Raw genomic sequence first — 15,202 nt, forward strand, 5'->3', positions numbered from 1 at the left:
TGCCGCCCACCACCGCGGGTACTACCTTTTGTCGGGGGCGGGGCGCGGGCCGGCCGTCCTTCAAAACCGCGCGGGGCCAAAAAATATGCCCCGGGCGGGGGGGGGGGCCCCCCCCCGCCCCCCCCCACCACGCAGTCCCCTAGTACGCGCCGCGCCGGGCCAGCACCACCCGGACCGTACGCCAGAGGATGCCGAGGTCGTAGACCAGCGACCAGTTGTCGACGTAGTGCAGGTCCAGCCGGACGGCGTCCTCCCAGGTCAGGTCGGATCGGCCGGAGATCTGCCAGAGACCGGTGATGCCCGGACGGACCAGGAGCCGACGCCGGACGTCGCCCCGGTAGTCGTCGTCCTCGGTGGGCAACGGGCGCGGGCCCACCAGGGACATCTGCCCCACCAGCACGTTGATCAACTGCGGCAGCTCGTCCAGCGAGAGGGCACGCAGATGCCGACCGATCGGCGTGACCCGCGGATCGTTCTTGATTTTGAAGAGCAGACCGTCGCTCTCGTTGCGGTCCCGCAGCGCCTCCAGCCGCTGTTCGGCGTCGGTGTACATGGTGCGGAACTTCCACACCTTGAACGCCTTGCCCTGATGGCCGATCCGGCTCTGCCGGAACATCACCGGACCGGGGTCGGTCATCTTGATCGCCACCGCGATCCCGATCAGCAGCGGGCTCAGCAGGATCAGCCCGGCGAGCGCCGCGAGCCGGTCCATCACGCTCTTGGCCAGCAGGGACAGGCCGGAGATCGTCGGTTCCTCGACGTTCAGCAGCGGCAGGCCCTCGATCGGGCGGACGTGGATCCGAGGCCCGGTGATGTCGGTGACCTGCGGCACCACGACCAGGTCGAGGCCGGTGCCCTCCAACTGCCAGGCCAGCTTGCGCAGCTCGTACGACTCCAGACTGGCCGGGCCACAGACCGCGATGGTGTCGGCGCCCAACTGCTGGACCAGCGGCACCAGATCCCACCCGACGTAGACCGGCACCGGTGCCTCCACCCGCTCACCGGCCTGCGGGAACCGGGGCAGGTGGATGGCGACCGGACGCAACCCGGCACCGGCGTTGCGGGTCACCACCTCGTGCACCGCCAGCGCGTCGGAGAGCCGACCCACCAGCAGCACCTTCTGCGAGGCCCGCTGACTGCTGCGGCGGATCCGGCGGAGCACCACCCGGGCCACGAACCGGACGAAGACGGTGTACACCAGCAGGCCGATGATGATCGCGGCGACGGTGGCCCGGGACAGGTCCTTCTTGAAGCCCAGGGCCAGGAACGAGACGGCGGCGGCCATCGCCACGTTGGCCCGTACCACCCGCTTGAGTTCCTCGGTGCCCCGGCCGAGCGCCCGCCGGTCGTACGCGCCGGCACCCGCGAGGATCGTCAACCACATCAGCGGCACGACCACGTTGGCCACCAGCGCGAAGGTGCTGACACCGAGCACCCGCTCGTCCCAGAAGCCGGCGTCCGCCTCCTCGAACACCCGCACGACCGTCTGGCTGGCGGCCCACGCGGCGAGGAAGTCGAGCGCGATCAGCCAGGCCATGTAACGCCGTCGCCACTTCGCCTTGGGCGCCACCGGGCGACCGAAGACCGACCGGGGCATACCGTTGGACGGAGGTGTGATCACCCCGAGGTCGGGGTCGAAGCGCGGGGCCGGTACCGGCCCCACCGTCTTGAGGAACTGGGTGTGCGCGGACACGACTTTCCTTTCACCAGCCTCGTCAGCCGTGACGATAACGAACGCCACGAGTGCCCAACCGTACGGTGCACGATGGACGAAGGTTCAGGGTGTCTCGGTGGGGGTCACGGTCGGCTCGGTCAGCCGGCCGAGCTCGTCGACGAGTGCCGCGTACGCCGGTTTGGGACGGAGATCCTCGTCGAACAGACAGGCCGCACCGTATCCCCGGCGGTAGCCGGAAAGTAGCTCATCTATTGGCCCACCGGGTCTGGCGGCTGTCACCAGGGCCCCGTATCCTGCGTTCGCTCCGGTGGCTGCGACGCCAACGGCGGTCACTCCGCGGGGGAGAGGAACTGGACATGTCGAGGCAACCTGTCGTGGGCTGTCCGACCACGAACGTGCCCGACGACGTGGGGATGTCGATCCTGGACGAGCAGCCCCCGGCAGTGGATCCGGAGCACGAGGACCGCGCTCCGCAGGTGACCGAGACCCCGACCGCGTCCGCGGCGGAGAACACCGACCCGGGACCCGGTCTCGACGTGACCACGGTGCTGCCGTACGCAGGTTCCCGCGCTTCGGTCCGCACCCGTGCTCTGCGTGCCTGGATGTTGACCGCACCGGTCGACGTCGCCGCGCTGCTGTCGCCGCTCGCCGTCACGACGCAGCACTGGCGCGGCACCCTCGCGATGACCGTCCTGACGGTGGCCGTCTTCGCCGCCGGAGGGCTCTACCGCGCCCGCCGCCACGTGAGCATCCTCGACGAGTTGCCGAGCCTCTGCGGCCGACTGCTGGCCTCCTCGGCGATCGTCGTGATCATCGCGGCGCTGCGCCACGACTCCCCGCAGTACCTCGTCGGGTTCATCCGCGGCATGGCCGTCGCAGCCCTCCTGGTGCTGGCCGGTCGCCTGCTCGCCCGGGAGATCGCCACCCTGGCCCGCCGTCGCCGATGGGTGGAGCACAACGCAATAATCATCGGCAGTGGACCCACCGCCGTGGAACTGGCCCGGTTGCTGCGTCGCTACCCCCGCTACGGTCTGCGGTTCGTCGGGCATGTCGACAGCCCGTCACCGGCGACCTCGTCCATGGTGCCCGTGATCGGGACGCTGGACCAACTCGGGCACCTGGTCCGGCTGACCCAGTGCGAAGTACTGATCATCGCTGATCCGGACTGTCCCGAACTGGTACTGATGGAGATCCTCCGGCAGCCGGCGGTCGCCACCTGCGACCTGTGGGCGGCCCCTCGCCTCTGGGGCTCCCGGTCCCACGGCGACCACATCGGCGCCATCCCGATCGTCAAGGTGGGCGACACCACCCTGTCCGGGCCGCGCTGGGCGCTCAAGCGCGCTTCCGACGTGCTCTTCGCCGGCTCGGCCCTGCTGTTGCTCAGCCCGCTGCTGCTGCTCTGCGCCTCGCTCGCCTTCGTCGACGGCGGACGCGGCGTCGTCTTCCGGCAGGAACGCGTCGGCCGGCACGGCCGGCCCTTCGACATCATCAAGTTCCGCACCATGCGGCCGTTGGACGAGCAGGAGTCGCAGACCAACTGGTCGATCGCGCACGACCGCCGGGTCTCTACGATCGGACGTTTCCTCCGGCGTACGTCGTTGGACGAACTGCCACAACTCTGGAACATCCTCAAGGGCGACATGAGTGTGGTCGGGCCGCGCCCGGAGCGCCCGTACTTCGTGGAGAAGTTCTCCGCCGAGTACCCCAGCTATGCCATGCGTCACCGGGTGCCGGTGGGCCTCACCGGCCTCGCCCAGGTCAGTGGCTTGCGAGGCGATACACCGATCTCCGATCGAGCCCGCTTCGACAACTACTACATCGAGAACTGGTCGCTGTGGCTGGACGCCAAGGTGCTCCTGCGGACCGTGGCCGAGGTGTTCCGCGGTGGTGGTCGCTGACCGATCTGTCATAGCCGTGCCGTCGCCGGACCGGACCGGCGACCTCATCACCTCGCCCCCGACCGGCGACGCCCGACCGACGTGCCCCTGAACCCACCGGCTCCGCCTCCGATGCGCGCAGCCGAACCGCTTGGAGATCTCCCGATGCCGGACGTTTCGGTAGTCATCCCGACGACGGGTCGACCCAGCCTCGCCGAGGCGGTCGCGACCGCCCGCGCGCAACAGGGTGTCTCGGTGCACGTGGTCGTCGTCTGCGATCTGGCCGAGATACCCGCCAACGTGTCCGAGCTGCGTGGCCAGATCGACGATATCGTCTGCACCGGCGGAGGACGACGCGGCTCACACGCGCGCAACCTGGGCGTACGGCACGCCGCGCCGGACAGCCACGTGGCGTTCCTCGACGACGACGACGCGTGGTTGCCCGGCAAGCTCGCCGCCCAACTGCCCGTCCTGGAGCGGCTGGCCGGCGAGGGTTGGTCGCCGGTGGTGTCGTCGCGGACGCTGCAGCGCAAGGCGGGCGGCAGCCCGCTCCCCTCCGCCGTGCCGAGCACGCTGATCGCCGACGGCCAGCTACCGGAGGACTACCTTTTCCGTCGACGCCAACTCGGGGTGGCACGCCAGTCGCTGCCCACCTCGACGCTGCTCACCACCATGGCATTGGCCCTGCAATGCCCGTGGGACGAGTCGCTGCCCCGGCATCAGGACTGGGACTGGCTCGTCCGGGCGGCCCGACTGCCGGGTGCGAAGATCGTGCAGATCGAGGAGGCGACCGCCGTCTACACGGTGGGCAGCCCCGGCTCGATCTCGGCCGGTGCCGACTGGCGCACCTCCTGGTCCTGGGTCCAACGATGGGAGGGTGTCTGGGCACCGGAGACCTTCGCCGACTTCGTCACCGCACAGACCCTGCGGTACGCGCTCCAGGCCCGCGACCGCGAGGGCGTACGAGAGATGGTGCGTGCCATCCGTCGCAACTCCGTCCCGTCGGCGAGCAACACCGTTCTCGCGGCGCTCGGTCTCGTGCCGCGCGCCGCGCTCGAACGAGTGGCGATGCGCGGGTCCCGGGCCACCGGCGACGTGCCGACGGGTGGGCAGCAGTGATGCGTCTGCACTTCGTGCTCCCCCAACTGGAACCGCTGTACGGGATGGAACTCGCCGCCGCGCTGCTGATGCGGGGCCTGCGGGACCAGGGCGTCGAGGTGTCCGCGACCGCGTTGTCGGGGTCCGTCCCGGCCGCCCTGGGCGACCTGGCGGTCGACACGCTCGGGCTCGGCACCCGGATCACCCGCCTGATGGAGGCGGTCCCGCCGTTACGTCGCCGGTTGCAACGGCTCCCCGCGGACGCGCAGATCGTGGCGAGCGGTCTCTGGGGCAGCGTCCCGGTCGGTGCCGCACTGACCGGGACCGGTCGCGGCTACGTCGCCTGGGAACACTCGCTTTTGCCGGAGCGGCTGCGCATCGACGGCCGGGTCCGGATGCTCGCCCGGCTGGCCCGGGCCCGTGCGTTGCGGCCCCGACTCGTCGTCGCCGTCTCCGACGGTGTCGCGCGGACCGTCCGGCGACTCGCTCCCGAGCAGCGGGTGGTGACGGTCCCCAACCCGCTGCCGACCAAGCCGTTCGTCGGACCACGCGAGGTCGTGGACCGGACGCGGATCGGTCTGCTCACCACCGCCGCCTTCCGGCCCTACAAGAACCACTCCTGCGCGCTCGAAGCGCTCGCCCTGCTGCCCGCGAACTACCACCTGACGCTCGCCGGGGACGGAGAGGAGCGCGACCTGCTGCACGACACGGCGCGCCGGCTCGGGTTGCAGGACCGGACGACCTTCCTCGGCCGGGTCCCGACGGTGGCCCGGCTCCTCGCCGAGGCGGATGTGCTGGTTCACCCGTCCCGCGCCGAGACGTTCGGCTTCAGTCTGGTGGAGGCCGCCGAGGCGGGGTTGCCGGTGGCCGCGCTGCCCGTGCCCGCCCTGGACGAGATGATCCCGACCTTCGTTCCGGGCACGCTGGCGGCGGACACCTCGGCCGAGGCGCTCGCCGCCGCGATCGTGCGGTCGACCGGCGACGGGCGTCCGGGCGTCACGGACTTCGAGAAGGCGTGGCACGCCCGGCGCAGCGAGTTGGACCCGGCCGCGGTCGGTGGCCGATGGGTGGAGGCGTTGACGTGACGGCGCTGCCCGAGGACGCCGCACGCCCGGGCGCCGACGAACGCCCACGATCCGAGCAGCGGACGCCGTTCCGCGTCGGGCGAGGCGACGGTTTCCTGCGCAAGTCCGGCACCTTCTTCACCGGCACACTGCTGCGCACCCTCGCCCAGGGTGCCCTCTTCGTGCTGCTGGCGCGGGAGATGCCGATCAGCACCTACGGCCTCTTCGTCGGGGTAACCGCTCTGGTCGCGGTGGTCTCGCCCTTCGCCTCGGCCGGCGCGCCGAGCCTGATCATGCAGAACTACGCGGACTCGCCGGGCGAGTGGTCCCGTCACCTCGTTCGTGGGCTGTTCCTGTCCACGGTCTTCGGCTGCGCGGCCACCGTCCTGGTCGCCGCTGCGGGGCTGGTCATCTGGGGCGCCGACGTCGGGCTGGTGGATCTGCTCTGTCTGGCCTTCGCCGATCTGGTCGCGTGGCGGCTCATCGAGGCCGTGGCGGCGTCGATCCAGGTACGCGGTCGGATCCTGCTCGCCGCGTTGATCCCGGCCCTGCTGCACGTCTGTCGGCTGGCGGGTGCCGTGGTGCTGGCCATAGCGGCGGAACCGATCACGTTGCACGACTGGGCGGTGACGTCCGTGGCGCTGTCCGTCGTCGTGTGCGTGCCGGTGATCCTGTACGGCCTGGTTGGCGGCGGCCGGCACGGGATCAGCGTCCGAGGTTCACTCGGGCAGGCCCGAACCGGGATGCTCTTCGCCGTCGGACTGTCGGCTCAGTCGGTCTACAACGACGTCGACAAGGTCATGTTGTCGCGTCTGGGCACCCCCGAGAGCGCCGCCATCTATGCCGCGGCCTACCGGGTGGTCGATCTGGCATACACCCCGGCACGGTCGATGAGCGCGATCGCCTACCCCCGGTTCTTCGAGGCGGGTCGGAACGGACCCCGGGCGGCCCTGCGGATGGCCCGGGGCCTGCTCCCGCGTTTCCTGGCGTTCAGCGTGCCGGTGAGCCTGCTGCTGGTCGCCTTCTCCTGGATGATGCCGCTGGTGTTCGGTGCCGACTTCGAGGCAGCCGTGCCGGCGCTCCAGGGACTGAGCGCACTGCTCGTGCTGAAGTCACTGCACTACCTCGCCGCAGACGCGTTGTCCGGAGCCCGGATGCAGGGGCGCCGGACGGTCTGCCAGATCGGCGTCGGCGTACTGAACGTTCTGCTCAACCTGTGGCTCATTCCGGCGTACGGCTGGCAGGGCGCCGTCTACTCCAGCCTGGCCTGTGACGCGCTGCTCGCCGTACTGCTCTGGGGATGTCTCGTCGTCGCGGTCCGCCGCGACCCGGCAGGCACGCCCGGTGCACCACGTCCCATGGAAAGGGTCTGAGGTGACCACACTCTTCGGTGTCCTGCTGAGCGCCGCTGGTCTCGCGGTGGCCGGCTGGCTGCTGTACGCGCGGAAGGCGGTCGCCGACAGCTTCGGCGACGCGTCGACCGCGGTCGCGCTCATCGGATTCGCGGTGCTCGCGAACGCCGCGCCCGTACTGGCCGGGGACCACTCGTCGGCGCTCATCGGCGTCCTGGTGTTCGCCCTGGTCGTCTGGCTGCTCGTGGTACGTCGTGGACGGCTGGCCGGTCCGCCCGAGATCTGGCGACGGATCTGTCTGGTGCTGGCCGGGGCAGTGCTCGTGTGGTGCGTCGGTGTCGACGTGCTGACCGGTGACGGCGTGTACGGGTCACGCCTGCCGGCGTACGCCGCCGCCGGTCTGCTGTTGGTGGCGGTCTGGTTGCTGGCGGCGGGCGCCCCGGTGAGCCTCGCCGCGATGGCCTACACCGGGCTGGCCGTCCTGGCTCTGCTCACCATTCCGACGGCCGTCTACGGGCAGGCGTGGCGGGCCTGCACCGAGGGGCAGTTGCAGAAGTGCTCGGTGGCAGGCGGGCTGTTCAAGAGTTTCTACGACTCCGAGAACTACATCGCCCTACTGACCTCGTTCACGCTGGTCGCCGCCGTCTGCGCGCTGCGCCGGGCCGAACGGTGGGCGGTGGTGGCGTTCTGCCTACTGGTCATCGTGGCGACCGGGTCCCGGACGAGCTACCTGGCGCTGGCCGCCGTCGGGATCTGGGTGCTCGGCGCATGGGTGCTCCAGTGGCGCCGGCCGTACCAGCACATCCACGTCGCCCTCTGCGTGTCGCTGGTCGTCGGTGCCGCCGCCGTGGCCACGTATCTGACCTGGAGCGCCTCCAAGAGCACCCTGAGCAACCGGGGGAACATCTGGATCCACGTGCGGGAGTACATCGCCGGTTCGGAGGGCACCGGGGTAGGCGTCTCCAAGTGGTACCACCTGCGGGACATCGGCGAGGCACCGCACCACTTCTTCCACTCGGGGTACGTGCTCGCCATCTTCGCTGGTGGCTTCGTCGCGCTGACGCTGTGGGGCCTGCTGCTGGCCACGCTCCTTCGCGCGCCCGTCGTCGACGGCCGCGCGTTCTCGGCCAAGGCACCGGTGGCGCTCTTCGTGATCTACTCGTTCACCGAGGTGGTCTGGAATCCACTCTCGGTCGACGGACTCACCTGGATCTTCGTCCTGATGGTGCTGACCGTGTCCGCGCTAGGATCGACCGACCCCGTCCCGGTCGACGTGACGGTCGACCATCGGCCGGGAGTGCTCGCCAGGCTCCGCCAGAGGACCGGCCGGCCCTCCCTCGGCCGCGCCCGCACCGAGGCGCGTGACTGACCGGGCACCGGACCGGTCTCCGCCCCGGTCCTCGCGGGCCGCACGTCCGCTGGTGTGAGGAAGGACCCGATGTCGTCAGGCTCCCTCACGGCGCCGGTTCGTCGCGCCGCCGCTGGGCGGCCGTCGGCGCCCGGGTCGGGTTTCCGCCCGGACATCCAGGGACTGCGCGCGTTCGCGGTCGTGGTGGTGATCCTCGAACACGTCGTCGGGTGGCCGGCCGGCGGGTTCGTCGGCGTCGACGTCTTCTTCGTCGTCTCCGGCTTCCTGATAACCGGCCTGCTGCTCGACGAGCACGATCGACGAGGGCGGATCTCCTTCGCCGACTTCTACCGGAGACGGGTCCGCCGCATCCTGCCGCTGGCGGTGCTCGTCCTGGTGAGCACGTACCTCGCGTCGTCGCTGCTGTTCCTCGGCGAGCGGGTCCGGGCGACGGCCTGGGACGCGCTCTGGGCCGGTCTCTTCGCGGCCAACTGGCGGTTCGCGTCCACCGGCACGGACTACTGGCAGACCGACGGACCGGTCTCACCGCTACGGCACTACTGGTCGCTCTCCGTCGAGGAGCAGTTCTACCTGGTCTGGCCGGTACTGCTGGTGGCGGTGCTCGGCCTGGCCGCCCGGCGGGGCCGGTACGGTAGCCGGTCCCGGTGGGCGGTCGGTGTGGTGCTGACGGCCGTGGTCGTCGCCTCCATCGCGTTCGCCCTGTGGGAGGTCGGCCAACGCCCGACCGTCGCGTACTTCTCGACCCTCTCCCGCGCCTGGGAACTCGGGGTCGGGGCACTGCTCGCGGTGGCGGTGCCGCTGCTGGCGCGGATACCGGCTCCGGCCCGCCCGGCATACCAGTGGCTCGGGCTGACCGGCCTGGTCGTCTCGGTGCTCGTCATCACCGCGCAGTCGCCCTTCCCGGTCCCGGGCGCCTTCCTGGCGGTGATCTCGACGGCCCTGGTCATCGCCGGTGGCGTCGGCGGCCAGCGGTTGATGTTCCCGCTGACCAACCGGACGGTCGGCTACGTCGGCGACATCTCCTACTCGCTGTACCTCTGGCACTTCCCGCTGCTCATCCTGATCGGCGCCGCCCTGCCGACCGGAGGACACGTCGTCGCGCTGCTCACAATCGGCGGCACGGCGGTGCTCTCGGTATTCTCCTACCACCTGGTGGAGAATCCGATCCGCCGGTCGTCCTGGTTGGAGCGCCGGCCTCAGGGTACGTCCCGGCAGCTCACCGGCGTGGCCCGGTTCCGCCGTGCCACCGGTCTGGTGGCGCTGGCCGGGGTGACGGTCACGGTGGGCACGGTCGCGGTCCGTACCTCGTCGTCGCCGCCGGTCGTACCGGAGGTGGCGGTGGTCGCCTCGCAGCGGGAACTGTCCCAGCAGATCGAGGCGGCACTCGGCGCATCCGACTGGCCGGTGCTCACCCCTCCGCCGGGCGAACTGGGCACTCTGGGCTTCACGCGGGGAGACGGCCAGGGTTGTGCGCCCTCGGTGCCGGACGGCAACGACTGCACCGTCACGCCGCGTCCCCGCAGGCTGGCAGTCGTCGTCGGGGACTCGATCGGCAGCGCCTGGCTGCCGTTGGTGCGGCGGGTACTGGAGCCGGACGGATGGCAGGTGCGGGACCTGACCTACGCCGGCTGCCCCTTCCTCGCCTCGGACACGGTGTCACCGACCGCGAGCATCACCAAAGCGTGCCCTGGTCACCGGCGGGCCGTACGCACGGTCATCGAGAACAGCCGGCCCGATCTGGTGATCGTCAGCAACGCCTACCGGCAGCGGTTCGCCGAGACCGGCGGGAACCCGTCACTGGCCGAATGGGAGCAGGCCACCCGTGACGCCAAGCAGAGGTGGCTCGCTCCGGCGAGCCGGGTGGTGGCCCTGCAACCACCGCCGCTGGGCCCTGACCCGAAGACCTGTATCACCCGGCTCTCCGCGCCCCGCGACTGCGTCTCGACGATTTCGGCGGAGTACCGGTCGTACGCCGAGGCCGACCGCCGGGTCTGGGGTGCGAAGGGATCCTGGTACGTCCCCACCACGGACTGGTTCTGTCTCTCCGGCCGCTGCCCCATCTTCATCGGCGGAGTCATCGTCCGACGCGACGGCAACCACGTCACGTCCGACTACGCTCGCCGACTGGCACCGCTGTTCGACGACGCGCTGACTCCGGTCCTCGGTCCGCCGTCGACCGACTAGCCCCTGAGCACTACCGTGCGTTCGGTCGCCGCCGCAACAGGACCAGGACCGCGATCCCACCCATCAGAGCGACTCCGGCCGCGACGAGCAGCGGTACCGCCCAGCCGGGCCGGGACCGCGTCTCGCCGCCGGCGGCGACGGACGCCTCCCGATACGCCTGCGCCAACGCGTTCGTCGGTGCCGCCTCGGCCGCCTCGGCGAACCGGGCGGCAGCCTCGGCCTCGTCGTCACCGAAGTATGCGTCCAGGGCGCTGCGGTAGAGCCGGTCCGGGGCGCCGAGAGCGTGTTCGACACCGGCGGCGTCGAGGAGTCCGGTCATCCGGGACACCGGGACCACGAGGCGGTTCGGCCGGTCGGGCTGCAACAGGTCGTTGTCGAGCATCCCGACCACCCGGCCCTGCCCGTCGACCACGATGCCGCCTCGGGACGAGGAGCCGATGTCCTCGTTGATGCGGTAGGTCGACGACTCGACGTCCAACTCGGTCACCTGCACCGGCTTGGCCAGGACCTGGTAGGCGGCGGAGCGGTAGTCGGTGTCGGTCGTACCGTAACCGAGGGCGTGCAACGCCGTCCCAGCGGTGACGGTGGCCGAGGTGTTCAGCTCGACGGCGGGCAGGTTCGCCTGGTCGAGCTTGACCAGCGCCAGGTTGCCCTCGTCGAGACCGAGCACACGGACCACCGCGCCGGGGATCGCCGCGCCGTCCTTGAGGTCACCCTTCGCCACGTTCAACTGTCCGTGCAGGGTCGCCGCCGGTGGCGTACCCGCCTCGGGTCCGGTGAAGACACTGCTCGCCAGTCGGGCCCGGACGAAGCCACGGACCTCGGCGGCCTTCAGCTCGCCGTCAGCCACGCGGGTGTCGGCCAACGAGCCGAGCGCGTGTTCGAGCAGGATGTCCGGTGTGGGCTGCACGCACTGCCCGTTGGTGAGCACGTGGCCGTCGTTGTTGACCACGACCCCGGTGCACCGACGGCTGAAGGTGAACGGCTCCGGGTGCAGCAGTGCGTCGTCCTGCCGGTTGCGGACGAAGCCGGTGAGGACGGCCTCCAGGAAGACCATCGACGGCGCCGCGGTGGCAAGGGTGCGCTCCTCCGCGCTGCGTGGCGTGGTCTCCGCCCACGGTTTGAGTCCTGGTGCGGGCGGAGTGGCGGTCGGGGCAGGGGCCGGCGTCGAAGGATCGACCCCGCCCGCCGAGATCGCCCAGACGCCTGCGCCGCCACCGGCGAAGGCGGCCAGGAGCAGCGCGGCGACCGCCACCAACAGGCCGGTCTGCCGCTTGGGCGGTGCGGAGGGCTGGATCCGGCGCGCCGGGGCGGTGAACGGATCGTGCTGCGGTGGGTCGTCGAGGGACGGACCGAGGCCCGGCGAGGTCGGCGCGCCGGAGACCGGATCGGCGTGAATCGGCTGCGCCGGCATGCCGGAGACCGGTTGCGGAGCAGCCGAGATCGGCTGTGGCGGACCGGAGACCGACTGCGGCGCACCGGAAGTCGGCTGCGGCGGCCCGGAGATCGGGTGGGGCGCACCGGACACCGGCGCGGGCGGACCCGACACCGGCGGCGGAGCGGGCGTGGTCACGGGCTGGTAGTCGACCCCCAGGGCCCGGAAGAGTTTCTCCGCGGCCGGTCCGGTCTCGGCGGGATAAGCCACCCAGGGCGCGGCGGCGGAGAAATCGGCGTAGGTGAAGGGCAGTCCGCCGGGTGACTGCGCCAGGTTGTTGACGATCCCGGCGAACGCCTCACGCCAGCCGGGAGAAGCGGCCACTGCGGCGTCGAGCACCGCCACCGTCACGAAGCGGCCCTGCCCGTCAATGGCCGCCCACGCTTTGCCGACCGGTGACCCGCCCAGCAGGTGGGTGTACCGGTAGGGGCCGTCCGGCTGCATGACAACTCCTCTAGTCGACCGCCGTGCGGATCCTATCGACCCGCCGCACCTCGCCCCGCCCGCCGGTCGTGGCCGTTCCTCGCTTGGCCCGAAGCCGCAGGTCACGACCGGGTACGGAAACGGAAGGGTTGCTTCGTGAAAGTTTTCATGCATAGAGTCAGCGAATGAATGACGGAGCCACCGTCGGGTCGACCGAGCGGATGGTCGGCCTCTTCGACGGGGTGCGGCTGACCCCGACGCAGCGGCGCATCGCGCACTGCCTGGTGCAGCACGCGCCCTCCGTCGGCTACCTCTCCGCCGCCGAGGTCGCCGAGATGGCCGGGGTCAGCCAGCCGTCGGTCACCCGGTTCGCGGTGGCGCTCGGCCACGACGGCTATCCGGCGCTGCGCCGTCGGTTACGCGAGCTGACCGCCGCCGCGCCCGGTCCGGACACCGCCGGCAACGAGCTGCAACAGGCCGTACGCGCCGAGATGGGCAACCTCGACCGGCTGGCCGGGCAGCTCGCCGACCGGGACCGGATCGCCGAGACCGGGCGGCTGCTGGCCGCCAGCCGACCGTTGCCCGTGCTCGGGCTGCGCGCCGCCGCGCCGCTGGCCGCGTACTTCGCGTACTTCGCCGCCAAGGTGCACCCGGACGTGCGGGTGCTCGACGACGGCGGCAGCCTGCTCACCGACCGGTTGGAACAGGCGGCCGAGGCCGGGGCCGGGGCGCTGCTGGCGTTCGTGCTGCCTCGTTATCCCCGGGAGACCCTGGACGCGCTGGGCGAGGCCCGGGCCGCCGGGCTGACCGTGGTGGCGATCACCGACTCGCCGGTCAGCCCGGCGACCGAGCACGCCGACGTGGTGTTGGCCGCGGCGGTCGGCGCGCAGCTCGTGTTCGACCTGCACACCGCTCCGATGACCCTGGCCATGGTGCTGCTCCAGGCGATCTGCGACGCCGCACCGGCCGAGACCCAGCGGCGGCTGGAGGCTTTCGAGGCCTCGGCCACCCGTCGTCAGTTGTTCCTCGGTTAGGAGGAGATCCGCACATGACGCAGTCCATCTCGACCGCGCCCGGACCCATTCGGGCCGCCCGCGGCACCGCGCGTACGGCGCGTGGCTGGCCGCAGGAGGCCGCGCTGCGGATGCTCATGAACAACCTCGACCCGGAGGTGGCCGAACGCCCCGACGACCTGGTCGTCTACGGCGGCACCGGGAAGGCCGCGCGGGACTGGCCGTCGTACCACGCCCTGGTGCGTACCCTGACCGACCTGCGCGACGACGAGACGATGCTGGTGCAGTCGGGTCGGCCGGTCGGGGTGCTGCGGACCCACGAGTGGGCGCCCCGGGTGCTGCTGGCCAACTCCAACCTGGTCGGTGACTGGGCGACCTGGCCGGAGTTCCGCCGCCTGGAACAGCTCGGCCTGACCATGTACGGCCAGATGACCGCCGGTTCGTGGATCTACATCGGCACCCAGGGCATCCTGCAGGGCACCTACGAGACCTTCGCGGCCGTCGCCGAGAAGCGGTTCGGCGGCACCCTCGCCGGCACGCTGACGCTCACCGGTGGATGCGGTGGGATGGGCGGCGCCCAGCCCCTGGCCGTCACCATGAACGGCGGCGTCTGCCTGGTCGTGGACGTCGACCGCACCCGGCTCGAACGGCGGGTGCACGACCGCTACCTGGACGAGATCGGCGACGACCTGGACGATGCGGTCGCACGGGTGCTGGCGGCGAAGCGGGACGGCCGGGCGCTCAGCGTCGGCGTCGTCGGCAACGCCGCCACGGTCTTTCCCGAGTTGCTGCGCCGGGGGGTGCCGATCGACGTGGTCACCGACCAGACCAGCGCCCACGATCCGCTGTCGTACCTGCCGGAGGGGGTGGAGCCGACCGACGCCCGGGACTACGCGGCGGCCGAGCCCGCCGAGTTCACCGACCGGGCGCGGGCGTCGATGGCGAAGCACGTCGAGGCGATGGTGGGCTTCCTGGACGCCGGTGCGGAGGTCTTCGACTACGGCAACTCGATCCGGGGCGAGGCGCAGCTCGGCGGGTACCCGCGCGCCTTCGACTTCCCCGGCTTCGTGCCGGCGTACATCCGGCCGTTGTTCTGCGAGGGCAAGGGGCCGTTCCGGTGGGCGGCGCTCTCCGGCGACCCGGCCGACATCGCGGCGACCGACCGGGCGATCCTGGAGCTGTTCCCGGAGAACGAGCCGCTGGCCCGCTGGATCCGGATGGCCGGTGAGCGGGTCGCCTTCCAGGGCCTGCCGGCGCGGATCTGCTGGCTCGGCTACGGCGAGCGGGACGTCGCGGGCGTGCGGTTCAACGAGATGGTCGCCGCCGGAGAGCTGAGCGCCCCGGTGGTGATCGGGCGGGACCACCTGGACTGCGGCAGCGTGGCGAGCCCCTACCGGGAGACCGAGGCGATGGCCGACGGCTCCGACGCGATCGCCGACTGGCCGCTGCTGAACGCGCTGGTCAACACCGCCAGCGGGGCGTCCTGGGTGTCGATCCACCACGGTGGCGGGGTGGGCATCGGCCGGTCCCTGCACGCCGGGCAGGTCTGCGTGGCCGACGGCACCCCGCTGGCCGGGCAGAAGATCGAGCGGGTGCTCACCAACGATCCGGCGATGGGGGTGATCCGGCACGTCGACGCCGGCTACGACGCGGCCCGTGAGGTCGCCGCCCGGACCGGCGTCCACGTGCCGATGTCCGAGTGAGGAAGGGTC

General features: G+C 71.3%; 11 protein-coding genes. 8 read left to right on the top strand and 3 right to left on the bottom strand.

Features of this window, described 5'->3' with window-relative positions; genetic code table 11:
• Positions 1-139: 139 nt before the first annotated feature.
• Complete coding sequence (locus tag ACIBMZ_RS25135) at positions 140-1,597, bottom strand: sugar transferase (protein ID WP_396698035.1); 1,458 nt, start codon at positions 1,595-1,597, stop codon at positions 140-142.
• 180 nt (positions 1,598-1,777) lie between these two features.
• Complete coding sequence (locus ACIBMZ_RS25140; protein ID WP_396697795.1) at positions 1,778-1,954, bottom strand: hypothetical protein; 177 nt, start codon at positions 1,952-1,954, stop codon at positions 1,778-1,780.
• A gap of 77 nt (positions 1,955-2,031) precedes the next feature.
• On the opposite strand from ACIBMZ_RS25140, the gene ACIBMZ_RS25145 reads away from it, so the two are divergent.
• The 6 genes from ACIBMZ_RS25145 (at position 2,032) to ACIBMZ_RS25170 (ending at position 10,619) form a co-directional block, all read left to right on the top strand.
• Positions 2,032-3,573 (top strand): sugar transferase, encoded by a 1,542-nt coding sequence (locus ACIBMZ_RS25145; protein WP_396697797.1) that lies wholly within the window; start codon positions 2,032-2,034, stop codon positions 3,571-3,573.
• Between the two features lie 144 nt (positions 3,574-3,717).
• On the top strand, positions 3,718-4,671 hold the full coding sequence (locus ACIBMZ_RS25150; protein WP_396697799.1) for a glycosyltransferase: 954 nt from the start codon (positions 3,718-3,720) through the stop codon (positions 4,669-4,671).
• Positions 4,671-5,735: a glycosyltransferase gene (locus tag ACIBMZ_RS25155; protein ID WP_396697802.1), complete on the top strand. Its 1,065-nt coding sequence runs from the start codon at positions 4,671-4,673 to the stop codon at positions 5,733-5,735. Before ACIBMZ_RS25150 ends, ACIBMZ_RS25155 begins: the two co-directional genes overlap by 1 nt.
• Positions 5,732-7,087: a lipopolysaccharide biosynthesis protein gene (locus ACIBMZ_RS25160; protein ID WP_396697804.1), complete on the top strand. Its 1,356-nt coding sequence runs from the start codon at positions 5,732-5,734 to the stop codon at positions 7,085-7,087. The genes ACIBMZ_RS25155 and ACIBMZ_RS25160 overlap by 4 nt, the downstream gene beginning before the upstream one ends.
• 1 nt (position 7,088) lies before the next feature.
• Positions 7,089-8,435 (top strand): O-antigen ligase family protein, encoded by a 1,347-nt coding sequence (locus ACIBMZ_RS25165; protein ID WP_396697806.1) that lies wholly within the window; start codon positions 7,089-7,091, stop codon positions 8,433-8,435.
• A gap of 69 nt (positions 8,436-8,504) precedes the next feature.
• The gene (locus tag ACIBMZ_RS25170) at positions 8,505-10,619 is read left to right on the top strand and encodes an acyltransferase family protein (protein WP_396697808.1); all 2,115 of its coding nucleotides are present in this window, start codon (positions 8,505-8,507) and stop codon (positions 10,617-10,619) included.
• Positions 10,620-10,629: 10 nt separating this feature from the next.
• Here ACIBMZ_RS25170 and ACIBMZ_RS25175 read toward each other — a convergent pair whose 3' ends face one another.
• A complete protein-coding gene (locus tag ACIBMZ_RS25175) occupies positions 10,630-12,498 on the bottom strand; it encodes a trypsin-like peptidase domain-containing protein (RefSeq protein ID WP_396697809.1) in 1,869 nt (622 codons plus the stop codon).
• Positions 12,499-12,662: 164 nt separating this feature from the next.
• Here ACIBMZ_RS25175 and ACIBMZ_RS25180 point away from each other — a divergent pair, with 164 nt between their 5' ends.
• Together ACIBMZ_RS25180 and hutU are read left to right on the top strand one after the other, a co-directional pair.
• The gene (locus ACIBMZ_RS25180; RefSeq protein ID WP_396697811.1) at positions 12,663-13,511 is read left to right on the top strand and encodes a MurR/RpiR family transcriptional regulator; all 849 of its coding nucleotides are present in this window, start codon (positions 12,663-12,665) and stop codon (positions 13,509-13,511) included.
• Positions 13,512-13,525: 14 nt separating this feature from the next.
• Positions 13,526-15,193 (top strand): urocanate hydratase, encoded by a 1,668-nt coding sequence (gene hutU, locus ACIBMZ_RS25185; protein WP_396697813.1) that lies wholly within the window; start codon positions 13,526-13,528, stop codon positions 15,191-15,193.
• Positions 15,194-15,202: the final 9 nt, after the last annotated feature.

Source organism: Micromonospora sp. NPDC049900, assembly GCF_044461025.1.
Classification (GTDB): domain Bacteria; phylum Actinomycetota; class Actinomycetes; order Mycobacteriales; family Micromonosporaceae; genus Micromonospora.